This is a genomic window from Streptomyces sp. NPDC001868 (assembly GCF_040297125.1).
Lineage (GTDB): Bacteria > Actinomycetota > Actinomycetes > Streptomycetales > Streptomycetaceae > Streptomyces.
This window is the reverse complement of record NZ_JBEOYO010000005.1, coordinates 165,841-189,714: the sequence shown is the minus strand read 5'-3', so window position 1 is coordinate 189,714 and position 23,874 is coordinate 165,841. Positions and strand designations below refer to the sequence as shown.

Sequence of the window (23,874 nt, the reverse complement as noted above, 5' to 3'; positions counted from 1 at the left end):
CGATGCCGGTGCTGCGGATGGAGTTCGGGGGATCCGAACTCCCCTTGGTGCGCTCGCTGGTCGAGGAGGCGGCCCTGCGGTCCCGGCTCGGCGCCGCCGTCAAGGGTGCTTTCGTGCAGGCCGCGTTGGAGATCTCCACGAACGCCGTGGTCCATGGGGGCGGGGCGGGGGTCATCGAACTGCGGGTGGCGGAGGGCGAGTTGTGCTGCGAGGTGACGGACAGCGGGCCCGGTCCCACGCCGGGACGGTCCGCCGGGCACGGGCTGCGGCTCGCCGAGTCGTTGATCGCCGGCCCGGGTGCCGGTGCGGGTGCGGGTGCGGGCCGTATCCGTCTGCGTGGCACCCACCGAGGTACCACGGCCACCCTGTCGGTACCCCTGTCCGTGCCTCTGCCCGTGCCCCTGTCGGTGCCGCAACCGCCCGCCCCCGGCACGACCGCGCCCGACACGACGGCCCTCGGCACGACCGCACTCACCACGACCGCCCCCGCTACGACCCCGCTCGCGCGCTGAACCAGGCCGCCACCTGACTGCGATTGTGGAAACCGAGCTTCACGAGGATGCGTTCGACATGGCCCTCGGCGGTGCGGCGGGCGATGACGAGGTGATCGGCGATCTGCTTGTTGGTGCGGCCCTGCGCGACGAGCGCGGCGACCTGGAGTTCACGGCGGGTGAGCGGGACCGGGTCAGGGCCGGGATCGGCACTCGCCGCCGGGGCCGCGCCGGCGGTGCTCCCGGCCGGGGCGGCGCCCTCGCACACGGTCGCGGCGGCACACGTCCGTACGACCGCGGCGGCCCCCTCGCACGGCTCACCCAGCGCGTACGCGACCGCCTGTTCCGGTGTCAGACGGCCGCCCCGGCGGTGGGCCAGCGTGTAGGCGGGGTCGCCGGGAGTGTGACGGGCGGGGTGTTCGGCGGTGCGGGGGCCGCCCGGCTGGAGCGTGTCCATGGGGTTGCCGCCGATGTCGTGCCAGATGCGGTCGACGGCGCCGCGCAGCACCCCGGCCCGCTCGGCGTCGCCCGCCAGGGCCTCGGCGGCGGCGAGCAGATCGAGGGTGCGTGCGAGGCTCTGGTGCTGCCGCACGGTGTACGGCAGCCGCAGACAGGCCCGGGCGTGCTCGGCGGCCCGGTCGTACTGCCCGGCCGACCAGTGCGCGAGGGCGAGGGTGCGCAGCGCCCAGGAGCGGGCCCACTGTTCGCCGTGTGCCTCGCAGAGGGCGACGGCCTCGGCGCACAGCGGGATCGCCTCGGCGGCGCGGCCCCGGCTGACGAGGGTGCAGGCCAGTTCGACGCGGGTGAGGACGACGAAGGCGGTGGAGGCGCGGGCCCGGCCCGGGGCGAGGGCCCCGGCCGGTACGGGCGGGGGCGCGGGCACCGGGGGTTCCCCGTCGGCGGCGGCCGCGGTGCGCACCTGGTCGAGGCCGGCCAGGACGGCGGCGGAGCGGCTGTGCACCAGGGAGGTCAGGGCACCCGCCCACATGGCGCGGGTCAGGCCCGCGTCCGGCCGGGCCCCGGCCCGCAGGGCACCGTCCATCCAGTGCCGGCCCTCGCCCCAGATACCGCCCGCGACCCAGTGGAACCAGAGGCCGGCGGCCAGCCGCAGCCCGTGCTGGGCCTCGCCGGGAGTGGTGAGGCAGAAGTCCAGGGCGGCCCGGAAGTTGTCCTGGTCGATCCGGATCCGTTCGGTGATCTCCGCCTGGTCGGGGCCGAACCAGGCCTGCTCGTACTCGGCGCCGAGGCGCGCGAAGTGGTCGCGGTGCCGCCGCCGGGTGTCGGTCGCCTCGCCGAGGCCGTGCAGCTTCTCCAGCCCGTAGTCGCGCAGGGAGACCAGCAGCCGGTAGCGGACCTGCCCGGCGTGCTCCTCCCGGACGAGCACCGACTTGTCGACGAGCCCGGCGACGGCGTCCAGGACGGCGCACGGGTCGATCCGCTCCCCCGTGCCGGCGTCCTTCCCCGCGCAGACCGCCTCGGCCGCGGCCAGATCGAAGCCGCCGACGAACACCGACAGCCACGCCCACACCAACTGCTCCTGCGGGGTGCACAGTTCATGGCTCCAGTCGACGGCGGAGCGCAGGGTGCGGTGGCGGGGCGCGGAGGTGGGGCTGCCGCAGGTGAGGAGCTGATAGCGGTCGTCGAGGCGTTCGACGAGCTGGTCCACGCCGAGGGCGCGCACCCGGACCGCCGCCAGTTCGATGGCGAGCGGCAGCCCGTCGAGGCGCCGGCAGAGCCGGGCCACGGCCTGCTGGTTCGCCTCGCCGACGGTGAAGCCGGGGACCACGGCCGCCGCCCGGTCGGCGAACAGCCGCAGCGCGGGGAAGGACTCGACCGCCGACGAACCCGTGGACGGGCTCAGCTCCTCCGGCGCGGGCGCGGGCAGCGGCGGCACCTCGAAGAGCTGTTCCCCGGCGAGCCCGAGCCGGTGTCTGCTGGTGGCGAGGATCCGTACGCCCTCGGTGGCCGCCAGCACGGCCTGAGCGAGGACCGCGCAACTGCGCAGCAGATGCTCGCAGTTGTCGAGGACGATCAGTAACCGCCGCTCGCGCAGATGGTCGACGAGGATCTCCAGCGGGGGCCGTACGGTCTCGTTGCGGACGCCGAGCGCGTCGTTCACGGCGTGCGGGACGAACGCCTCGTCGCTCAGCGCGGCCAGCGGGACGAGCCACACGCCGTCCGGGAACGCCCGTGCGACCTGTCCCGCCACATGTCCGGCGAGCCGGGTCTTGCCCACCCCGCCGGGTCCCGTCAGCGTCAGCAGTCTGCCCGCCGACAACAACCGTCTGACATCGGCCGCCTCGTCCCGTCGCCCCACGAAGCTCGTCAGCTCCGCCGGGAAACCGGAAGTGCGCCGCGACTCCGATCCGCCCACGACCCTGGTCACGCCCTCAGTTGTGGTTCCCGTACGCGCTGTTGTAACCCCGAAGGGTAGGCAGCGGGTACGGGCGGGACGCGCGCTTCGTGGATTTCCCGCCTCTTCGGGTGAGGGGGGCTCGCGGGGTCAGGAGGTGGCGGCGGCCAGGATCGCCTCGACCACGCGGGGCGACGAGTCCGGGTGCAGCCACAGGAAGAGGTTCGGCTCGACGAGCTCCAGCTCCATCACGCACGGCCGCCCGTCCTCCCCGGTGACGAGGTCGACGCGCGCGTACAGCAGCTCGGGCTCGCCCGGTACGGCCGCCAACGCCCGCTCGGCGACGGCGAGTTCGGCTTCGGTCGGGGTCCAGGGCACCAGGTCCGGGTGGGCGATCTTGTCGGCGTCGTACGCCGTGCCGGGTGCGAGCACCGCCCCCTTGCGGCTGGCGTGCAGCAGCCGCCCGCCGAAGAACTGCAGGGCCCGCTCCCCCTCGGTGTCGATGCTCGTCACGAACGGCTGCACCATCGCGGTGAGCCCCTCGGCGTACATCCGCTCGACATGCCGTACGGCGGTCTCGCGCCGGTCGGGGGTGTACCGGGCGGCGAACCGGGCGCCCGCGCCGGAGGTCGGCTTCACGACGTACTCGTGCGCCTCCGGAAGCTCCACGGGGTCGCCCGGCGCGAGATAGGCCGTCGGCACCACGGGCACCCCGGCCCCGGCGAGGTCCCCGATGTACCGCTTGTCGGTGTTCCAGCGCACGACCTCGGCCGGGTTGGCGAGCCGGGTGGCCTCGCCGACCTTGTCCGCCCAGGCCACGAACTCGGCCGCGCGCCAGCTGTAGTCCCAGGTGGACCGGATGACGACGAGGTCGTGGCCGGCCCAGTCGGCGGCCGGGTCGTCCCAGTGCACGGCCACCGCGTCCGCCCCGGCCTCCCCCAGCGCCCGCACCAGCCCCGGCAGATCCCGGTCGTGACTCGTCCTGGGCCCCGGGTCATAGGTGGCGAGGGCTATGCGGGGGGCGGCTGTGCGGGCCACGGGGGCTCCATTCTCGTACGACTGCGGGTGCGCGCTCCGGGCGGCTGCCCGGGAGGCCGGGCCTCCGGAGGCCGGAGCTTCGGAGGTCGGGTCTCCGGAGGCCGAAGCTTCGGAGGTCGGGTCTCCGGCGCAGGCTAACAACCGCGGGGGCCGAGGCGGGAAGGGGCTTCCGCGCGTGCGCTCACGGTACGGACGGCCCCGTGATGAGGCGGCCCTCGCTGTCGTACGGCCAGACGTTGGGCACGCAGCCCTTCATGCCCTTGATCTGCTGCATCATCGCCGGGGCGGGCTTGCCCTTGCCCGGACAGGTGACGTGGCCCTGGCCCAGGAAGTGGCCGACCTCGTGGTTGATGATCAGGGCGCGGTAGGCCGTGACGTTTTTGGCGTAGACGGGGGTCGCCCGTTCCCAGCGTTCGAGGTTGACCATGACGTTGTCGCCGACGTTGCAGTTGAACTCGCCACCGGTGTTCAGCCCGAACTGGCCGCAGATGTCGTCGACGGTGCCGGGGGTGGCGACCTTGACGACGAAGTCGGTGGCGCCGCCGGAGACCCGCTGGAAGGCCGACTTCCCGTCCGTGGTCCAGCCGCGCGGGTCGGCGAGGATGCGTTCCACCTCGTCGGCGACGCGCGCGGCGGACAGCGACAGCCCGTTCTCCACCTCGACCCGGTAGCGCAGGGGCGTGCCCTGCCCCACCTTGCCGCTGCCGCCGGAGGCCGCGGTGAACGTGCCCGGCCCGGTCCTGGGAATGGTGACCGGGGAACCGCTGGAGGACGGCGACCGCGACCCGCTCGGTGACGAGCTGGGCGAGGAGGACGGGCTCCGGGAAACGTCGGAACCGGCACCGGAGCCGGCACCCGAACTGGACCCGGAACCGGCACCGGCACCGGCACCGGCGCTGGAACTCGTGCTCGGATCGGGCGAGCGCCGGGAGCGCTCGGGGGAGGGTGAGGGCGAGGCGGACGCGTCGGCCCCCGCTTGTCCGGCTAACTCCTCCTTGCCGCCGGGCGTCCAGCCCGCCGCCGCGAATCCGACGACGCCGAGCACCGTGGCGACGCCGAGCCCGGTCAACAGCGGCCCCCGCCCCCGTCGCGCGGGCCCCTTCCTCCGGCGCCCCGAACCGTTCCCTCTTCTCCCGGCCGTCCCCCTGGCCGAGCCCTGCGCGGTGGCACGCTCCGAGCCGCTCCCACGACGGCGGGTGCCACTACGGGTGTGAGTGCCGGAAGGTGTTGCCTTGTGCGCGCTCATGTTCCTTCAGAGTGTGATCGGTATGTGATCGGATGTGGCCGAGTCGGTCACGAAACGATAACGGATGATCGGCGCAGCTCCACACCATCGCTTGACCTTCACCTTCGGTGAAGCCCCAGCATCGAGCGTGGAACGAGGAGGGGTCATGGAGATGCTGACGATCGGGGCCTTCGCGAAGGCCTGCCGGCTGTCACCGAAGGCACTGCGGCTCTACGACGAGCTGGATCTCCTGCGCCCCGCCCGCGTCGACCCGGACACCGGCTACCGCTACTACGCCACCGAGCAGTTGGAGCAGGCCCGGCTGGTGGCCTGGCTGCGCCGGCTCGGTATGCCGCTGGCCCGTATCCGTACGGTGTGCGCGCTGGAGCCGGGTCCGGCGGCCCGGGAGATCCGGGCTTACTGGGCCGGGGTCGAGGCCGAGACGGCGACCCGACGCGACCTGGCGGCCTTCCTCGTGGACCACCTCACCCACACGTCCGAGGAGGACACCCCGATGCTGGAACTCCGTTACGCCGCCCTCTCCGACACCGGCCTGGTCCGCGCCGCCAACCAGGACACCGCCTACGCCGGCACCCGTGTCCTCGCCGTCGCCGACGGCTTCGGCCCGGCCGGGGCGCCCGCGAGCACGGCGGCCGTGGAGGCGCTGAAGACCCTGGAACGCGACAGCCTCCCGGCGGGCGGCGTGCTGAACCTGCTGGAGGACGCGGTGCGGGGCGCGAGGGCCGCCGTACGGGACGTGGCGACCGGGGACGACGGCACGACCCTGACCGCGATGCTCTGGACCGGCTCACAGCTCGCCCTCGTCCACATCGGCGACTCCCGCGCGTATCTGCTGCGCGACGGCGAGCTGTTCCGGATCACCCACGACCACACCGTCGTCCAGTCGATGATCGACGAGGGCCGTCTGACCCCCGAGGAGGCGGCCACCCACCCCCAACCCGCCCTGCTCCTCAAGGCGTTGACCAACGACGAGTCCATCTCCACCCCCGACCTACGCCTCCACGACGCCCACCCCGGCGACCGCTTCCTCCTCTGCTCCGACGGCCTCTCCACGGTCGTCCCCGACCCCACCCTCCGCCACACCCTCTCCACGACCCCCGACCCCGAGACCGCCGTACGCACCCTCATCACCACGGCGAACGAGGCGGGCGGACCGGACAACGTGAGCTGCGTGGTGGCGGATGTGGTGGGGAGGGAGGCCGTGTAGTCGGGCTGGCGCCTGGGGGCGGGGCCCGGGCCTGAGGGCGGGCGCGGGGCCGAGTCCGAGTGCGGGTCTGGGGCCGAGTGCGGGTCCACGCCCGGGGCCTGGGCCTGGCCCGGCCCCGGTCAGGAAGGCGGGTCGCCCGGGTCCCAGTCCAGCAGGCGGACCTTCGCGACCGTGCGGACATGGCGGCGCATCGCGGTGGCCGCCTGCTTGGGCTGCCCGGCGGCGATGGCGTCGAGGATCGCCTGATGCTGGGCGAGGGAGCGCCCGGGGCGGCCCGGCTGGCGCAGCGACTCGGTGCGGCTCTCGGCGATCTGGTCGGCGATGGAGCGCATGAACTCGGCGAGCAGACTGCTGTGCGCGGCCGCCGTGACCGCCGCATGGAAGAGCCGGTCGCCCTCGATGCCGTGCCCGTCCCGCTCGATCTCCCCGGCCATGTGCGCGAGCGCGTCCCGCATGGCGGTCAGATCGCCCTCCGTGCGGCGCTCGGCGGCCAGTTCGGCCAGCTTGGTCTCCAACGCCTCGCGCGCCTCCAGCACATCGGGCAGCCGCCGACGCCGTTCGACCATCTCCTCCACCGGCTCGACATCGAGGCTGTCCCGGACGAGATACGTGCCCCCGCCGTGCCGCGCCTCCACCAGGCCCTGGACCTCCAGCACCACGATGGCCTGCTTGACCGAGGCCCGGCTCACCCCCAGCCGCTGGGCCAGGTCCCGCTCGGGCGGCAGCCGGTCCCCCGCCTTCAGCCCGCCCTCGGCGACGTACTGACGCAGCCGGTCGAGAACCTGCTCGTAGAGCCGCTGCTTGGCCATGGGGCGCAGGGCGTCGCTCACGGTTCCCCCTATCGTCCGGTTATCGTCCGGTTCCTCCGGCGCGTCCGCGTAGCTCTTCGAGAGCTCGCCGGGAGCGTAACACCGGGTCCGCGTCAGTGGCCCGGTGGCCGAGTGGCTGAGCCAATCCCCGCGCGACCCCTTGACGCCACCGCCGTACGCCCCCACGCTGACCAACCGTAAGTGGCTCAGCCACTCGGCCAATCGTTCGCCCCCACAGCCGTTCCGGGACCCAACGACGGGAGCCCGTATGTCCCCCGAACTCATCTCGATCCTCGTCCTCGCCGTGGTGTTCGTCATCGCCACGACCCGTTCCGTGAACATGGGCGCGCTCGCCTTCGCCGCCGCCTTCGGCGTGGGCGAACTCGTCGCCGACCTCGACGCGGACGGCATCTTCGCCGGCTTCCCCGGCGACCTGTTCGTCGTCCTCGTCGGCGTCACCTATCTCTTCGCGATCGCCCGCGCCAACGGCACCACCGACTGGCTCGTGCACGCCTCGATCCGGCTCGTACGGGGCCGGGTGGCGCTGATCCCCTGGGTGATGTTCTTCCTCACCGGCGCCCTCACCGCGATCGGCGCGGTCAGCCCGGCCGCGGTCGCGATCGTCGCCCCCATCGCGCTCAGCTTCGCCGCGCGCTACGGCATCAGCCCCCTCCTGATGGGCGCGATGGTCGTCCACGGCGCCCAGGGCGGCGGCTTCTCCCCGATCAGCATCTACGGCACGATCGTCAACGGCATCGTCGAACGCGAGCACCTCCCCGGCAACGAACTCACCCTCTTCCTGACCTCCCTACTCGCCAACCTCGTGATCGCGGGCGTGGTGTTCGTCCTGTTCGGGGGCCTGAAACTGTGGAAACAACCGGCTGACGCCTCCTACTCAGCTGCGGGCGACCGCCCCACCGACCCAGCTGCGGACGACCGTCCCGTTGACGTAGCTGCGGGCAATCGTGCCGCTGGGGCGATGGGGGTCCCCCCGCTCGAGCGAAGTCGAGAGTGGGGGAGGGTGGGCGCAGCGGCACCTCGTACCGCCGAGCAGCGGACCCAACCCCCGGCCGACCCCACCCCCGGGCACTCCGAAGCCGACGGCACCGAACCCGCCCCCCAGCTCACCCCGGCCCGCATAGCCACCCTCACCTCCCTCCTCGCCCTGGTCATCGCCGTCCTCGCCCTCGACCTGGACGCGGGCCTCACCGCGGTAACCCTCGCAGCCACCCTCAGCGCCCTCTGGCCCGACGACAGCCGCAAGGCGGTGGGCCAGATCGCCTGGTCCACGGTCCTCCTCATCTGCGGCGTCCTCACCTACGTGGGCGTACTCGACGAGATGGGCACCATCACCTGGGCCGGCGAGGGCGTCAGCGACATCGGCATCCCCCTCCTCGCGGCCCTCCTCCTCTGCTACATCGGCGCGATCGTGTCGGCCTTCGCCTCCTCCGTGGGCATCATGGGCGCCCTGATCCCCCTGGCCGTACCGTTCCTGGCCCAGGGCGAGATCGGCGCGGTCGGCATGATCGCGGCACTCGCCGTGTCCGCGACGGTCGTGGACGTGAGCCCCTTCTCGACGAACGGCGCGCTGGTCCTGGCCGCCGCACCGGACGTCGACCGCGAGCGTTTCTTCCGACAGCTGATGATCTACGGAGGGATCGTGGTGGCGGTCGTACCCGCGGTGATGTGGCTGGTGCTGGTGGTCCCGGGGTTCGGATAGTCACATGCGCGGTAGCGGTACATCGGACGGCGACAACCACAGCGACAGCCACAGCCCCAACCGCGGCGACAAACAAGGCGACAAACAAGGAGCGAAGAACGTGTCCGTGTCCCCTCTCTTCCCGGCCCTCACCGGCGAAGCCCAGGCCCCCGACCGGCCCGCCCTCCGCTTCGGCGACCGGTCCCTGACGTACGCGGAACTCGCGGCCGTCACCGGCGCCCTGGCGGACCGCGTCAGGGGCGGCGGCCGGGTCGCCGTCTGGGCGACCCCCACGCTGGAGACCGCCGTCGCGGTCGTGGCGGCGCTACGGGCCGGCGTCCCCGCCGTACCCCTGAACCCGAAGTCCGGGGAGAAGGAACTCGGACACATCCTCTCCGACAGCGCCCCGTCACTGGTCCTCGCCGCACCGTCTGACGAACTACCGGCGCCCGTAAGGGAGTTGGCGCGCGTCGACGTGGACGTACACGCACCCGACAGCAGGGCCCCCTCCCCCGAGGAACAGCCGGCCGCCACCCCCGACACGGCGGCCCTGATCGTCTACACCTCCGGCACCACCGGCCCGCCCAAGGGCGCCGTCATTCCCCGCCGCGCCATCGCGACCACCCTGGACGCGCTGGCCGACGCCTGGCAGTGGACCGCCGACGACGTACTGGTCCACGCCCTCCCCCTCTTCCACGTACACGGCCTGATCCTGGGCATCCTCGGCCCGCTGCGGCGCGGCGGCTCGGTCCGGCACCTCGGCAGGTTCGACACGACGGCCGTCGCCCGGGAGCTGTCGTCCGGCGCGACGATGCTGTTCGGCGTCCCGACGATGTACCACCGCATCGCCGAGACCCTGCCCGCCGACCCGGAGCTGGCGAAGGCGCTCGGCGGCGCCCGTCTCCTCGTCTCCGGCTCGGCCGCGCTGCCGGTGCACGACCACGAACGGATCGCCGCGGCGACCGGGCGCCGGGTGATCGAGCGGTACGGCATGACGGAGACCCTGATGAACACCAGCGTCCGCGCCGACGGCGAGCCCCGCGCCGGCACGGTCGGACTCCCGCTGCCGGGCGTGGAGTTGAGGCTCGTCGAGGACGACGGCACCCCGCTCACCGCGTACGACGGCGAGTCGGTCGGCGAGATCCAGGTGCGCGGCGCGAACCTCTTCACCGAGTACCTCAACCGCCCCGACGCGACCGCCGCCGCGTTCACCTCCGACGGCTGGTTCCGCACCGGCGACATGGCCGTCCGCGACCCCGACGGCTATGTACGCATCGTCGGCCGCAAGGCCACCGACCTCATCAAGAGCGGCGGCTACAAGATCGGCGCGGGCGAGATCGAGAACGCGCTCCTGGAACACCCGGGCGTACGGGAGGCCGCGGTCACCGGCGCACCGGACCCCGACCTGGGCGAGCGCGTGGTCGCCTGGATCGTCCCGGCGGACCCCCAATCCCCTCCCTCGGCCACCGAGTTGGCGACCCACGTCGCCACCAACCTCTCCCCCCACAAACGCCCCCGAACCGTCCACTACCTCTCCTCCCTCCCCCGCAACGACATGGGCAAGATCATGAAGCGAGCGCTGAAGACGGATGAGTGACCGTCGCCTCCCGGCCCGCGAGGCCATCACCCTCCTGACGGACGGCTTCACGGAACTCCCCACCCCGCAACGGGAGTACGCCCCCGACGGCCCCCTCGCCTGGCAGGGCTACGACACCGCACGCGCCCGCGCCGCCGAGCGCACCGGCGAGGACGAATCGGTGGTGTGGGGCCGGGCGACGATCGGTACCTCACCCGCCGTACTGATCTCCTTCGAGTTCGGGTTCCTCGGCGGCTCGCTCGGCGAACGCACCGGTGACCGTCTGGAGGCGGCGTACACGTACGCGCGCGAGCACCGCCTCCCGGTCGTCTCCCTGGTCGCGACCGGCGGCAGCCGTATGCAGGAGGGCATGCGCGCCCTCGCCCAACTCCAGCGCGTGGCCCGAGAGTCGGCCCTCACGAGGGAGGCCGGCCTGCCCCAGATCGCGGTCCTCCGCGACCCGACCACGGGCGGCGGCTGGGCCACCCTGGGCGCCGGCGCCGACATCACCCTGGCCCTCCCCACCACCCAGATCGGCTTCGCCGGCTCCCGCGTCCGCCCCCCGGCCGCGGACCCCACGGCCTACACGGCGGAGTCCCAACTCGCGGCAGGCTCGATCGACGCGGTGATCCCCCCGACCGCCCTGCGCGACACCCTGACCCTCTACCTGACCCTCCTGACCACCCCCTCCACAGCCCCGGCACCCCCACCCCGAGCCCTTCCACCGGACACTCCCCCGCAGCCTGAAGAGCACGGGGCGCAGCCCCTGCTTTCCAGGGGCGCGGGGAACGGCGCGACCAGCCACGACGCACCCGCAGCCGCCGACGCACCCCAAGCCCTCCCAGACCGCGCCCCCGCCGAGGGCCGCAGGCCCTCAAGGGGCGCGGGGAACGGCGCGACCAGCCCCCACGACCCCGCAGCCGCCACCCAACCGATCCCCCCACCCGAATCGGCGCCCCTCCCCACCCTCCCCACCACCGGCTGGGAAGCCGTCCAACGCGCCCGCCACCCCCAACGCCCCCGAGCCACCGCCTACTTGGACACCTACTTCACCCGCCGAGCCCCCCTGCAAGGGGACCGCGCCGGCGGCACCGACCCCGGCATACTCTGCGGCTTCGGCGAACACAACGGCCGCACCATCGCCTACGCCGCCCAGTCCGGCACCCCCACCCGCCCGGCGGGCTACCGCACCGCCGCCCGCCTGATCCGCCTCGCCGACCGCCTCGGCATCCCCGTACTGACCCTCGTCGACACCCCGGGCGCCGCGAACGACGCCGAAGCGGAACGCCAGGGCGCGGGCCCCGCCATCGCCGACCTCTTCACCGCCGTCGCCACCGCCCGCACCCCCCTCACCACCCTCCTCATCGGCGAGGGCGGCTCCGGCGGCGCCCTCGCCCTCGCCGCCCCCGACAACACCTGGGCCACCCCGGACAGCTACTTCTCGGTGATCGCCCCGGAACTGGCGGCCGCGATCCTCAAACGGCCGCCGGAACTGACCCGGGCGACGGCGGACGAGCTCCGGGTACGGCCACAGGACCTGGTGGAGCTGGGCGTCGTACGGGGCGTGGTCGCGCCCGCGACGCCCGACGTCGCACCCGCCACGCCCGATCACCCCTTCTGACCGCCCGTCAAGCACGACTCGCACCGGATCACCCGTCCGGCCGTACCCCCACCCGGCCCACCCCAACAGGCACCCCGCCCCCACCCCCCGCACGATGCAAAGGGAAAAGGGAACCAGGGAACCGCCGACCGGCGGCGGTCCGTACGGTCCGTGCCCTCGGGAGGATCCGCAATGACAGCGATGACCGCCAGTCTGGAGCAGCTGCGCCGCTGCCACTTCGGTGTCGACCTGGGAGCCGCGCGGACCCGGGTGTTCGTGAAGGGCGCGGGCCTGGTCGTGGACCAGCCGAGCGTGGCCGCCGTGAACACCCGGACGGGCGCGCTGATCGCGGTCGGGGAGTTCGCGGAGAAGATGATGGGCCGTACGCCCGACTACATCCGGGTCGTGCGGCCCGTGTCCGGCGGCACGGTGGTCGACATCGAGATGGCCCAGCGCATGCTGCGCCAGCTGCTGGGCGACCGGGTCCGCCGCAATCTGCGGCGCAAGCCCGTGCTCCGCGCCGCCGCGTGCACCCCGCACGGCGCGGACCCGCTCGCCCAACGCGCCACGATCGAGACCCTGGTGGGCCTCGGCGCCCGCCGCGTGGAACTGGTCGACACGCTCATCGCGGCGGCCGTCGGCTGCGGCCTCCCGGTCGAGCAGCCCGAAGCCACCATGATCATGGTCTGCGGCGCGGGCGCCACCGAGCTGGCCGTCCTCTCCCTCGGCGCGGTCGTCAGCGCCGTACGCATCCCCGTCGGCGGCGAGGCCATCGACCACGCGATCGTGCAGCACCTGCGGCTGCGCCACGAACTGACCCTGCCGAGCCAGTCCGTACGGCCGCTCCAGCTCGCCCTCTCCGGCAACGGCCTCACCCCGCACGGCCCCGAGTCCACCGAGATCCACGGCCTCGACGTGGCGACCGGGCTCGCCCGCTCCGTCCAGGTGGACACCGCGGCCGTGCGCGACGCGATCCAGACCCCCCTCACCGCCGTGGTCGACGGCATCGGCAAGGTCCTGCGCGACTGCCCGCCCGACCTGGTGGCCGACCTCGCGGACCGCGGCATCATGATGGTCGGCGGCAGCGCCCTGCTCCCCGGCTTCGACCAGATGCTCCGCCACGCCACCGGGATGCCGGTCCACATCGCCGAACGCCCCGACGTCTGCGCCGCCCTCGGCATCGGCGCCATGCTGGAGGGCCGCATCGCACCCATCAGCCTGGACCCGGTGGGCGACTGACCGGCCGCCGGCCCGCGGGCATCCCCTTCCAGCATCCCGGCCGGCGCCCTTCCCACACCCCTCCCGGCATCCCTCCTAGCGGCAGCGTCCGGAGCACGCAAGGGCGGTCGGCACCACAGCACTCCCCCGGTGGCCACCCCCGGTGCCCCGACGACACCCCCACCGAACGTCCGAACGCCCGTACGCGTCGTTCTCGCCGAAGTCCCCCGACGCTAGGGTTACTTGGAGGAACCGGACACGGAGGTGAGCGCACGGATGCCAGGGCCCGTGACCCGGATCGGTATCACCGGACACCGGGAGATCCCGGAAGCCGCCCTCTCGGCCGTCCGCTCGGGCATCCGGGCGGAGTTACGGGACCGCCAGGCCACCACCCGGGCCCTCAGCAGCCTCGCCGCCGGCGCCGACCAGCTCTTCGCGGAGCTGGCCCTCGAAAGCGGTATGCAGCTGACCGCCGTGATCCCCGGCATGGACTACGAGGCCCACCTCGGCGACGACCAGGTCCGGGCCGCCTACCGCAGGCTCCTCAAGTGCTCCGCCGAACGCGTGGAACTGCCGCGCGAACGCACCCACGAGGAGGCGTACTACGCGGCCGGCCGCTACATCGTCGACCACGCCGACCGCATGATCGCCGTCTGGGACGGCGCCCCCTCCCGCGGCCTCGGCGGCACGGCCGACATCGTCGACTACGCCCACCTCACGGGCGTCCCGGTGACGGTCCTGTGGAGCCCAGGCGTACGCCGCACCTGACCCCGCCCCCCTCGCTCCTTGTCCCTCGCCCCTCGCCCCTCGACCCTTGTCCCTTGTCCCTTGTCCCTCGTCCCGTCAGGACCCGAACCGCACGAGCCAGTCCGTGTGCTGGGGCGAGACCACCCGCTCCGCCTCGGCGACCGCGTCGGCCCACCCGTCCTCCTTGACGGTGGTGCTCATGGCGACGCGCAGGGTGTCCAGGTCCTGTTCGACGAGCTTGTGCGCGTACGTGAGCGGCCGGTGCCGCCGGACCTCCTGCCAGGCGACACCGGCCGCGGCGGCGGCGCTCAGCACGCCGGTCGGATCCCAGCGCCCCTCGATCACCCCGAGCGCCCTGAGCACGGCGGCGAGCAGCGCCAGCAGCGTCAGAAAGGTCGTCATCCCCGACCAGCGCACGGACGCCCGGTGCGCCTGCCCGGCCTTGTTGCCGTACCAGGCGAGCTGCTCCGACACCCGGTCCCGCAGATAGATGTCCCGCCGCGACGCGAACCCCTTGGCCCGCACCGCCCGCATCACCGGCGTGATCTGCCCGAGCCCACGCTCACCTGGCCCCTCCCTCGGGTCCTCCCACCCCACCTTCCGCAGCTCGCTGAGCCGTTCCTCCAGCCGCTCGGCGAACATCGCCTCGGGATTGACCAGCCGCGAGGGAAACGGCCCCCCGTGCACCATGAACTGCCACGCCAACGACTTGACCACCTCCGCCGCCGCCCGATGCGCCTGCCACTGCGCCCGCGCACGACGCCGGGACGCGTAGAGCCCGATCCCGATCGTCAGCGCGTACAGCACCGCCGCGACACCGGACGGCACCCGGCTCCCCACCCGTTCCGCCAGCGAGGCGGTCGCGGTCGCGAGCAGCAGAACGACCAGTTGCGTACGGACGACCTTGAAGGATTCCCCCTGATGGGCCACCGCCTTCTCATCGCACACACGGAACAACGGAGACAGATCTCGATCACTCACCGTAGTGCTGGGGCCGGGCGTCGCAGCCATGCGCACCTCGTACGGATGCCGGAGTCAACGGGACGGTCATGCTCTCGTCAATCTTGAATTCGCGCCAGGCCACCCACGGAAGAACAGGCACCCTTTACGGTCGGAGGCGTGCGTGGTATAGGGCGTGCATGATAGAACCATGCCCTACGGTGTCGTTCACACCTCGATGACCAGGCCCTTGCCACGGGATCTCGTCGGCCAGGGAGTGATGACGCAAGTTGGTCACCTGAGGAGGACGAGAAATCCATGAACGTTCCGGGCACGAAGCCGATCCGCCGACCGGGCGAGACTCGACCGGCTCCCCAGCGGACGGCCCTACTCGCGACGATCGACACGCGTGAACTCCGCGTCCAGCGGTTCACCGGTCGAGTGACCGAGGTTCGCGAGTCGCGCCCCGCCGGTGCGGGCGAGTTCAACTCGTCCATCTAGCTCCCGAGCACCGCACCGAGGCCTCAACCTCCTTGATGATCAAGGTGGTTGAGGTCTCGCGCCGCCTTCAGCGGGCGCCTCCTGCGCGTACACTCCGGGAAAGTGACGGACTCCCGCAGCCAGCGATCGATCCAGCAGCTGGTCCTCAAGGTGCACAGCCGATGCGACCTGGCATGCGACCACTGCTATGTGTACGAGCACGCCGACCAGAGCTGGCGCGCGCGGCCCGTGGTGATCGCGGAGGAAACCCTCGGCCAAGTGGCCCGCAGGCTCGCCGAATACGCGACGAACAGCGAACTGGAATCCGTCGCCGTGATTCTGCACGGTGGAGAACCACTTCTCGCGGGACCGGCCCGGCTGAGACAGATCTGCGCGGAACTCACCCGCATATTGACACCGGTCACCACAGTGGATTTGCGCATTCACACGAATGGCGTACAACTGAACAGACGGCACCTGGAAGTATTCCGGGAATTCGGTGTGAAGGTCGGAATCTCGCTCGACGGTGACCGTGCCGCGAACGACCGCCATCGGCTGGATCGTCGGGGCCGCAGCAGTTACGACCGGGTGCTGCGAGCGGTCGGGCTGCTCCGCCTCCCGGAGTACCGGCACCTGTTCCAGGGCCTGCTGTGCACCGTGGACGTGGCCAACGACCCGGTCGCGGTGCACGACGCGCTGACCGCCCTCGAACCGCCCCGCATCGACTACCTCCTCCCGCATTCGACCTGGGACAGTCCCCCTCCCGGCCACGGCCTCGGAACCCCCTACGCGGACTGGCTGCTGAAGGTCTTCGACCGCTGGGAGGAACAGGGGCGCCCCATGCGGGTCAGGACCTTCGACTCGGTGCTGAGCACCCTGCGGGGCGGCCCCAGTCTCACCGAGGCCATGGGGCTCGCGCCGTCCGACCTGGCGGTCGTCGAGACCGACGGCACCTTCGAACAGGCCGACTCCCTCAAGACCGCGTACGCCGGCGCCCCCGCCACCGGCTACGACGTCTTCCGGCACGGGTTCGCGGAGTTCGCCGAGCACCCCGGTGTCCGCGCCCGCCAGTTGGGCATCGCCGGCATCAGCGAGACCTGTCGGCGCTGCCCGGTCGTGGAGTCCTGCGGCGGCGGCCTCTACGCCCACCGCTACAGCGTCGACAACGGCTTCGACAATCCCTCGGTGTTCTGCGCCGACCTGCGGGGCCTGGTGGAAGGCATCGCCGAGCGGATCACCGAGCACGCCCTGCACCCGGCGGTCACCGGGGCCGAAGAACTCCGGCTGGCCCAACTGGACCTGCACAGGGCCCTGTTGGCCCGGGTGAACGCCGCGCTGGTCGGTCACCCCGACTGGGACGCGGCCTGGCGGCTCCTGCTCGACCTGGACTCCGACGCCGCCACCGGCGCCCGCCTCGACACCGTTCTCGCCCACCCGTATCTGCGAATCGTGCTGCGCCGCTCCCTGGACGGACCCGCCGACCTCCCCCGGCTGATGGCGACGGCCACGGCGGCCGCCGTACTGGCGGAGTCGCACACCACCCTCGGCTGGCACCAGCCTGACCGGGACCTCCACCTCCCGTCCCTCGGCACCCTGCGGCTCTCCGCACCCGGACGAGTCGAATGCTCGGTCACCGCGGACGGACTCCAGGTGACCGGCACAGCCCAGGACGGCGGCGAACTCACCTTCGCATGGCAGCCGCTGACCACGATGGAACCCACCGACGGACCGTCGCTGCTCCTCGACGACGCCGATCCCTACCGCGACTGCTACCCGGTGCCGGTCGCGGCTCCGCTGAGCCCCAGCGATCTGGCGCTCTTCGCCAAACGGCTCCGTGCCACGTACGACACTCTCGACGAACGCGAGCCGGGCCGGCGGTGGGGCTCCGACGCCTTCCTCGGCACCACAGTCACCCCCCTCGCGGCGGGGACCGGGCTGCGGCTGAGTACGGACGCACCCGGGGCGCTGGGGGTGGCCGTCGACTTCGAACCCGAGGAACTGATCCGTGAACTTCCGCTGCTGGGGCGGCGGTCCAGGCTGGCCGCACTGCGCCAGGTCGCGGACCTGAACGTGCCCGGCACCGGCGCCGGACGGCTCCTCGACGAGGCGAGCGAGGCTCTCGGCCGGGCCACCGTGTCGACGGACCGGGCCACCGTCACCAGGGAACTGCGGCGCACCCGGCACGCCCTGGACGGCCTCGCCGCTCTCGACGGCGCCGAACTCACCGAGAGCGGAGCCCACTTGGCCGCGGAACTACGAAGGGAATGGGTATCGCTTCATGGCTGACGCCACTCGACCACAGGGCCTTCTGCGGCGTCTTCAGGACGACTTGGCCGAGATGGGCGTCCGCCCCGGCGGCGTCCTGATGGTCCACTCCTCCCTCAGCGGCACCGGTCTCGCCCCCACCGCCGTACGCGACGCGCTGCTGCGCGCCCTCGGCCCCGACGGCACACTCGTCGTACCCGCCTTCACCCCGGAGAACTCCGATACCTCCCGTGCGTACCACGTGTCCACGGAGGGCATGACCGAGCGGGAGAAGGCCGAGTTCCGGGCGGCGATGCTCCCGTTCGAGAAGGACGTCACGCCCTGCCCGACCATGGGCGCGCTCGCCGAGTGTGTACGGACCACACCGGGAGCGGTGCGCAGCGCCCACCCGCAGACCTCCTTCGCCGGACTCGGCCCCCGGGCGGCGGAGTTGCTCGCCGACCACGACCCGCACTGCCACCTCGGCGAACGGTCCCCGATGGCCTCCCTGTACACGGCGGACGCCCAGATACTCCTGCTGCGCGTGGGGTTCGAGGTGTGCACCGCCTTCCACCTCGCCGAGTACCGGACGACCCCGGCGCCGCCGATGCGGACGTACCGCTGTGTGCTGGAGGAGAGGGGCGGCTGGATCTCCTACGAGGATCTCTCCCTGTTCGACGGGGACTTCGGGGAGATCGGGGCGCGATTGCCGCGCGAGCTGCTCGAAGAGCGGGAATGGGCAGGGAGGCCGATGGTTCTCCTCGGTCTGCGCGACGCCGTCGACTCCGCTCAGCGGCTGATGTCCGGATATCGCGGATGATTGACGTGAAACAAGCCATCCCGTACCCAGAGCAGTCGGGCACATTGTTGGCTCCGGCCAGATGACTCTCCGGCGGGGGCACAAGGGCGCCGACAGGCGGGGGGCATGTGAACAGTCACGCACGGGGGCGGGTCGAGCCGGACAAGCGGCCCTACTTCTTTCTGAGTTACGCGCATACGCCGTCCTCGGGGATCGGCGGCGACCCGGACCACTGGGTGCACACGCTGTTCAAGGACCTGTGGACCGACATCCTGGCGCACACGGCCTTCGAGGGTTCCGACGTCGGCTTCATGGACCGGGAGATGCGATCCGGTGACTGGCAGGAGCAGCTCAGCCAGAATCTCGCGCGCTGCCGGGTGTTCGTCCCGCTGTACTCCCCGCGCTATTTCAGCAGTGAGAACTGCGGCCGTGAATGGTTCGCCTTCACCGACCGAATGCGCCAGGCCCGGGACAGCGGCGCCGGGGACATTCCGGCGATCGTCCCGGTGCTGTGGACCCGGGTCGACCTCAACGCGCTTCCCGAGTCCGCCCGGAGCATCCAGGTCGAGCGGCCCGCCTTCGGGGAGCGGTATCTGGCCCACGGGATCTACGGGCTGATCAAGCTCAAGCGGCTGCGGGACGAGTACGACGAAACCGTGTTCACACTCGCGCAGCGGATCGTGCAGGTCGCCGAGCAGACCCCGCTGCCCTCCAGCGACCCCCGGCCGTGGGAGACCATACCGAGTGCCTTCCGGCCGCCGGGCGACGGTCCGCGCCGGCTGCACCTCAGTGTGGCCGCGCCCGCCCGGCACGACGTCCCGGACAACCGGGGCACTCACCCGTACGGCGAGAACGCCCTGAAGTGGAACCCGTACCACAACGAGTCGACGCGTCCGCTGCCGGTGCTGGCCGAGGAGATGATCCGGTCGCTGGACTACCGGATCACCGTGTCCGACTTCGACGACTCGGACCCGGTCACCGGCGACCTCACCACGGGCGGAGCCGACACCGACGCAGACGCAGACACCGTCGGCGAGAAGTCGGGCTCCGGGCATCCCGCGCTGCTGCTGGTCGACTGCTGGGCGGTCCTCGACGAGGAACGGCGGCGCCGGCTCAAGGCGTTCGACGCTACGGCCCGGCCCTGGGTGGCCGCGATGGTCCCCTGGAACCGCGCCGACCAGCCCTGCCAGGGCGAGGAGGGACGACAGGTCAAGGCGAAGCTGGAGCGCACCCTCCCCCTGATCCTGGAACGCGGCCGGCGCACGGACTGCCGGATCGCGGTCAACGGCGTACCGACCCTGAAGGCGTTCACCGATGTGTTGCCGTCCGTGGTGGCGCATCTGACGCGGCAGTACCTCAAGCACGCCGATGCACATCCACCCGAGGGCCCGCAGTTGCCACAGCCCCGTCTCATGGGCCCCACCTACCCGCAGCGGCCCCCCGCGGGTTCCGACCATCGAGGAGAAGCATGACGGCCCGGCACAGCGGACGGATCATCACCTTCTACTCGTACAAGGGCGGTACGGGCCGGACCATGGCCCTGGCGAACGCCGCCTGGATACTCGCCGCCAACGGCAAACGGGTCCTGGCCGTCGACTGGGATCTGGAGGCGCCCGGTCTGCACCGCTTCTTCGAGCCCTTCCTCGACCCCAACGCGCTCGCCGCCACCTCGGGGGTGATCGACATCATCACCGAGTACTCGTGGGCGGCGACCACGGGCAGCCCCCGCACCGGGCCCTGGCACCGGGACTACGCGCATGTCGAGGAGCACGCCGTCTCGCTCGAACCCGAACGGTACGGTCTGTCCTTCCCGGACGGCGGCTCGCTCGACTTCCTGTCCGCGGGGCGGCAGAACCGGGAGTACTCGGCGACCGTGTCCTCCTTCGAGTGGGACAACTTCTACGAGCGGCTGGGCGGCGGTCTGTTCCTGGACGCGCTGCGCGACGACATGAAGGCGTCGTACGACTACATCCTCATCGACAGCCGGACCGGCCTGTCCGACAACGCGGACATCTGCACCATCCAGATGCCCGATGTCCTCGTCGACTGCTTCACGCTCAGCGGCCAGGCCCTGGACGGCGCGGCCGCCGTGGCACGCACCGTGGAGGGCGGCTACCGCAAGCGGCGGATCCGGGTGCTGCCGGTGCCGATGCGCATCGACGAGGGCGAGAAGGAGAAGGCCGACACGGGGCGGGCACTGGCCCGGCTGAAGTTCGAGGGACTGCCCAAGGGGGCCGACGGGGAGGAGCTGGGCCCCGAGGAACTCACGGCGTACTGGGGCGCGGTCGAGATCCCGTACAAGCCGTACTACGCGTACGAGGAGACCCTCGCGACCGTGGGTGACCAGAGCGGCAACGCGAACTCCCTGCTGTCCGCCTTCGAACGGCTCACGGCGAGACTCTCCGACGGCGAGGTCACCCAACTGCCGCCGATACCCGAGCAGGTGCGGCTGCGCTGTCTGGAGGCGTTCACCCGGCAGCCGCCGACGACACTCGCGGTGGAGGTCCTCGTGGTGTACGCGGCCGAGAACCGTATGTGGGCGGAGTGGGCCGAGGCGGTGCTCAAACGATCCGGCTGCCGTGTCACCCTGCACGACGTGGCCATCGGCCCGCCCCGGCGGCCCGCCCCGGAGACCCGGGTCCTGGTCCTGCAGTCGCAGGCCTTCCAGAAGTCCCGCAACGCGGAGGCGACGAGGCAGGTGCTCACCGACTCCGTCCGGGACATACCCGCCGCCGTGCACGTCCAGGCACGTGTCGAAGAGGTCCGGCCGGTCGGCTCCACCGCCGACTGGGTGAACCTGCACCGGATGGACGAGACGAACGGCGTCGGCGGTCTCCTCGGCGCCCTGCGGCTGCCTGCCCAGTCCGTGCCCGGCGGCTCGGCGGATCCTCGTTTCCCGGGCCTGACACCGACGATCTGGCACGCGCCCCAGCGCAACGCCAACTTCACCGGCCGCGGCCTGATCCTCGACCAGTTGCGTGAGCAGCTCCACGGCGGCATGTCCGTCGTACTGCCGCGCCCCCAGGCGCTGTTCGGGCTCGGGGGTGTCGGCAAGACGCAGTTGGCCCTGGAGTACGCGCACCGGTTCATGGCCGACTACGACCTGGTGTGGTGGACCTCCGCCGAGCACGAGGACAACGTCGTGGCCTCGCTCGCCCAGCTGGGCAACAGCATCGGCGCGGCCGGCGGGGAGGACCTGAGCCTGGTCAGCCAGGAGGCCGTGCAGAAACTGGCCCGCGGTGAGCCCACCAAGCGCTGGCTCCTCGTCTTCGACAACGCCGACGACCCCGAGGACCTCGTCCGTTTCCTCCCGGCGGGCGGCGGCGGGCACATTCTCGTCACCTCCCGCAACCAGGCCTGGGCGCAGAAGGCCGCCCCGCTGCCCGTCGATGTGTTCCTGCGCCAGGAGAGCGTCGAGCACCTCTCCGTGCGGGCGACCAGCCTGAGCGCGGAAGAGGCCGACCGGGTGGCGGAGGCGGTGGGCGACCTGCCACTGGCCGTGGAGCAGGCGGCGGCCTGGCTGGCCGAGACCGCCACCCCGGTCGACGAGTACCTGAACGCGCTCGCCGACCAGACCACCCATGTGCTGGACCTCAACCCGCCCACCGCCTATCCCACGACGGTGGCCGCGACCTGGAACATCTCCATCGGCCGCCTGGCGGAACGTTCCCCCGCCGCGGTACGGCTGCTGCAGCTGTGCGCGTTCATGGCCCCCGAGCCGATCTCCCGCGACCTGATCTACAGCAGGGAGATGCGCAACGAACTGCGCAAGGTGGACCCGGTCCTCCAGGAGAGCCTGATGGTGGGCCAGGTCATGCGCGAGATCGGCCGCTTCGCCCTCGCCAAGGTCGACCAGGACGACCGGACCATCCAGATCCACCGGCTGGTCCAGGCCGTCATCCGCTCCCAGCTCGACGAGGAGCAGCAGCGGCACGCCAGACATGTCGTCCACACCGTCCTCGCGGGCGCCCGCCCCGACAAGGACGAACCCACGGACGACCCTGACAACTGGCCGAAGTTCGAGGTGATCTGGCCCCATCTGCGCGCCTCGGACATCCGCAGCTGCTCGGAGGACGAACCTCGCCGCCTGCTCATCGACCGCGTCCGCTACCTGTGGAAGCGCGGCGCCTTCCCGGCCGCGCAGAATCTGGCCGAGGAACTGCTGGCGCACTGGGGGTCGTTGCTCGGCGAGGACGACCGGCAGTATCTGTTTCTGCGCTGCCAGCTCGCCAACGTGCTGCGCTCGCGAGGGCGTTTCGTGGAGGCCAAGAACATCGACGAGGACCTGTTGGAGCGTCAGACACGAATCCTCGGCCCCACCGACGCGCACACGTACATCACCACGTCCTCCCTCGCCAGTGACCACGCCGCGCTCGGCAACTACCGCAAGGCGGAGAAGCTGGCCCGCGACGCCCACAAGGGTTTCAGCCAGCTCCTGAACGAAGCCCACCCGCGGACGCTCATGGCCGCGAACAACCTCGCGCTCGCCCTGCGCATGGTCGGCCTCTACGACGACGCCCGCGAGATCGATCAGAACACCTACGACCGCCGCAAGAAGGTACTCGGTCCCCACCACCCCTACTCGCTGTCGTCGGCTTCGAGCCTCGGCCGCGACCTGCGCGAGGTCGGCCTCTACACCGACTCGGTGACGCTGCTGTCGGAGGCGTACGCCTCCCACAAGTCCGCGCTGAGCAAGGACTTCCCCGGCACACTCAGCTGCGCCAAGTCGCTGGCCGTGTCACTGCGGCGAGCAGGCTACTTCGAGGACGCACGCCGTCTGACGAAGGCGACCCGCGAACAGTACGAAGCCCAGTACGACGCGCACACCCCCGATTCGCTCGCCTGCGACCTGAACTGGGCGGCGGACCTCTACGCCGCCGACAGACCGGAGGAAGCCCGGCAGATCGCGCTGGCGACACTGGCCGAGTACATGCGGGTGCCGGGTGAGGAGCACCCGTACACCCAGGTCGCGCTCAACAACCTGGGCATCTACCACTGGGCCTGTGGGGACGCCGAGGAGGCGGAAGCGGTGTTCCGGCGGGTGACGCGCCGCATGGCGGAGGTGCTGGGCGACCAGCATCCGCACACACTCTTCTGCCGGGCCAACTACGCCAACGTCCTTGCCGAACAAGGCCGCATGGAGGAAGCCTGGGCCCTGGAGGAACTCGCCCGGGACACCCTCCAGGTGGTACTCGGCGCCCAGCATCCGGAAGCACTGGCCGTGGTCGCCAACTCCACGCTGACGCTGCGCGCGCTCGGCCGGGTGGAGGAGGCGGAGCAGCTGCGCGCGGCGACGATCGCCGAACTCGCCCGGCGGCAGTCGCAGTTGGGTGTGGGCAGCGGCGTGACGAAACTGGTGGGCGAGGAACGCAGGGTGTACCGGGATCTGGAGCCGCTGACGGTGTGAAAGCCTCGGGCGGGGCCGGCG

17 protein-coding genes are annotated in these 23,874 nt (G+C 71.9%); 12 read left to right on the top strand and 5 right to left on the bottom strand.

All coding sequences use genetic code 11. The annotated features are described in order from the left end of the window. Window positions 1-2 precede the first annotated feature (2 nt). Entirely contained in the window at window positions 3-512 is a 510-nt protein-coding gene (locus ABT147_RS08650) for an ATP-binding protein (RefSeq protein WP_351403623.1), read from the top strand. On the opposite strand, the gene ABT147_RS08645 is transcribed toward ABT147_RS08650, so the two are convergent. From ABT147_RS08645 to ABT147_RS08635, 3 genes are all read right to left on the bottom strand, one after another. After that, window positions 490-2,877: an ATP-binding protein gene (locus ABT147_RS08645; RefSeq protein WP_351403499.1), complete on the bottom strand. Its 2,388-nt coding sequence runs from the start codon at window positions 2,875-2,877 to the stop codon at window positions 490-492. The genes ABT147_RS08650 and ABT147_RS08645 overlap by 23 nt on opposite strands. A gap of 117 nt (window positions 2,878-2,994) precedes the next feature. After that, the gene (locus tag ABT147_RS08640) at window positions 2,995-3,882 is read right to left on the bottom strand and encodes an ATP-grasp domain-containing protein (RefSeq protein ID WP_351403497.1); all 888 of its coding nucleotides are present in this window, start codon (window positions 3,880-3,882) and stop codon (window positions 2,995-2,997) included. Between the two features lie 181 nt (window positions 3,883-4,063). Next, window positions 4,064-4,951, bottom strand: coding sequence for a DUF3152 domain-containing protein (locus ABT147_RS08635; protein WP_351403496.1), 888 nt, complete (start codon window positions 4,949-4,951; stop codon window positions 4,064-4,066). A gap of 322 nt (window positions 4,952-5,273) precedes the next feature. On the opposite strand from ABT147_RS08635, the gene ABT147_RS08630 reads away from it, so the two are divergent. Further along, entirely contained in the window at window positions 5,274-6,335 is a 1,062-nt protein-coding gene (locus ABT147_RS08630; RefSeq protein WP_351403495.1) for a MerR family transcriptional regulator, read from the top strand. A 119-nt stretch (window positions 6,336-6,454) separates the two neighbouring features. Here the strand turns inward: ABT147_RS08630 and ABT147_RS08625 are convergent, their stop codons facing one another. Beyond that, complete coding sequence (locus tag ABT147_RS08625) at window positions 6,455-7,165, bottom strand: FadR/GntR family transcriptional regulator (protein ID WP_351403494.1); 711 nt, start codon at window positions 7,163-7,165, stop codon at window positions 6,455-6,457. Window positions 7,166-7,412: 247 nt separating this feature from the next. Here ABT147_RS08625 and ABT147_RS08620 point away from each other — a divergent pair, with 247 nt between their 5' ends. From ABT147_RS08620 to ABT147_RS08600, 5 genes are all read left to right on the top strand, one after another. Next, entirely contained in the window at window positions 7,413-8,864 is a 1,452-nt protein-coding gene (locus ABT147_RS08620) for an SLC13 family permease (RefSeq protein WP_351403492.1), read from the top strand. 106 nt (window positions 8,865-8,970) lie between these two features. Beyond that, window positions 8,971-10,440 carry an acyl-CoA synthetase gene (locus ABT147_RS08615; RefSeq protein WP_351403622.1) on the top strand — a complete coding sequence of 490 codons (1,470 nt, stop codon included), beginning with the start codon at window positions 8,971-8,973 and terminating at the stop codon, window positions 10,438-10,440. Further along, complete coding sequence (locus ABT147_RS08610; protein ID WP_351403491.1) at window positions 10,433-12,040, top strand: carboxyl transferase domain-containing protein; 1,608 nt, start codon at window positions 10,433-10,435, stop codon at window positions 12,038-12,040. Before ABT147_RS08615 ends, ABT147_RS08610 begins: the two co-directional genes overlap by 8 nt. 180 nt (window positions 12,041-12,220) lie before the next feature. Continuing rightward, window positions 12,221-13,258: a rod shape-determining protein gene (locus ABT147_RS08605; protein ID WP_351403621.1), complete on the top strand. Its 1,038-nt coding sequence runs from the start codon at window positions 12,221-12,223 to the stop codon at window positions 13,256-13,258. Window positions 13,259-13,513: 255 nt separating this feature from the next. Further along, window positions 13,514-14,005 carry a hypothetical protein gene (locus ABT147_RS08600; RefSeq protein ID WP_351403489.1) on the top strand — a complete coding sequence of 164 codons (492 nt, stop codon included), beginning with the start codon at window positions 13,514-13,516 and terminating at the stop codon, window positions 14,003-14,005. Between the two features lie 75 nt (window positions 14,006-14,080). Here the strand turns inward: ABT147_RS08600 and ABT147_RS08595 are convergent, their stop codons facing one another. Further along, the gene (locus ABT147_RS08595; RefSeq protein WP_351403488.1) at window positions 14,081-14,995 is read right to left on the bottom strand and encodes a DUF4231 domain-containing protein; all 915 of its coding nucleotides are present in this window, start codon (window positions 14,993-14,995) and stop codon (window positions 14,081-14,083) included. Between the two features lie 246 nt (window positions 14,996-15,241). Between ABT147_RS08595 and ABT147_RS08590 the strand changes: the two genes are divergently transcribed. The 5 genes from ABT147_RS08590 to fxsT all read left to right on the top strand — a co-directional run bounded on the left by ABT147_RS08590 (window position 15,242) and on the right by fxsT (window position 23,853). Beyond that, window positions 15,242-15,424: a hypothetical protein gene (locus ABT147_RS08590; protein ID WP_351403487.1), complete on the top strand. Its 183-nt coding sequence runs from the start codon at window positions 15,242-15,244 to the stop codon at window positions 15,422-15,424. 102 nt (window positions 15,425-15,526) lie between these two features. Beyond that, window positions 15,527-17,689, top strand: a complete 2,163-nt coding sequence (fxsBH, locus tag ABT147_RS08585) for a radical SAM/SPASM protein FxsBH, inactivated beta-hydroxylase extension form (RefSeq protein WP_351403486.1) — start codon at window positions 15,527-15,529, stop codon at window positions 17,687-17,689. Beyond that, window positions 17,682-18,467, top strand: coding sequence for an AAC(3) family N-acetyltransferase (locus tag ABT147_RS08580; protein WP_351403485.1), 786 nt, complete (start codon window positions 17,682-17,684; stop codon window positions 18,465-18,467). The genes fxsBH and ABT147_RS08580 overlap by 8 nt, the downstream gene beginning before the upstream one ends. Window positions 18,468-18,574: 107 nt before the next feature. Continuing rightward, window positions 18,575-19,918 (top strand): TIR-like protein FxsC, encoded by a 1,344-nt coding sequence (locus ABT147_RS08575; RefSeq protein WP_351403484.1) that lies wholly within the window; start codon window positions 18,575-18,577, stop codon window positions 19,916-19,918. Further along, complete coding sequence (gene fxsT / locus ABT147_RS08570; protein ID WP_351403482.1) at window positions 19,915-23,853, top strand: FxSxx-COOH system tetratricopeptide repeat protein; 3,939 nt, start codon at window positions 19,915-19,917, stop codon at window positions 23,851-23,853. Before ABT147_RS08575 ends, fxsT begins: the two co-directional genes overlap by 4 nt. The last annotated feature ends 21 nt before the right edge of the window (window positions 23,854-23,874 follow it).

Bases quoted from the DNA above. Each gene is read 5' to 3' on its own strand.
- ABT147_RS08650 (WP_351403623.1), top strand. From the start codon at position 3: ATGCCGGTGCTGCGGATGGAGTTCGGGGGATCCGAACTCCCCTTGGTG.
- ABT147_RS08630 (WP_351403495.1), top strand. From the start codon at position 5,274: ATGGAGATGCTGACGATCGGGGCCTTCGCGAAGGCCTGCCGGCTGTCA.
- ABT147_RS08620 (WP_351403492.1), top strand. From the start codon at position 7,413: ATGTCCCCCGAACTCATCTCGATCCTCGTCCTCGCCGTGGTGTTCGTC.
- ABT147_RS08610 (WP_351403491.1), top strand. From the start codon at position 10,433: ATGAGTGACCGTCGCCTCCCGGCCCGCGAGGCCATCACCCTCCTGACG.
- ABT147_RS08605 (WP_351403621.1), top strand. From the start codon at position 12,221: ATGACCGCCAGTCTGGAGCAGCTGCGCCGCTGCCACTTCGGTGTCGAC.
- ABT147_RS08600 (WP_351403489.1), top strand. From the start codon at position 13,514: ATGCCAGGGCCCGTGACCCGGATCGGTATCACCGGACACCGGGAGATC.
- ABT147_RS08595 (WP_351403488.1), bottom strand. From the start codon at position 14,995: ATGGCTGCGACGCCCGGCCCCAGCACTACGGTGAGTGATCGAGATCTG.
- ABT147_RS08590 (WP_351403487.1), top strand. From the start codon at position 15,242: ATGAACGTTCCGGGCACGAAGCCGATCCGCCGACCGGGCGAGACTCGA.
- ABT147_RS08580 (WP_351403485.1), top strand. From the start codon at position 17,682: ATGGCTGACGCCACTCGACCACAGGGCCTTCTGCGGCGTCTTCAGGAC.
- fxsT (WP_351403482.1), top strand. From the start codon at position 19,915: ATGACGGCCCGGCACAGCGGACGGATCATCACCTTCTACTCGTACAAG.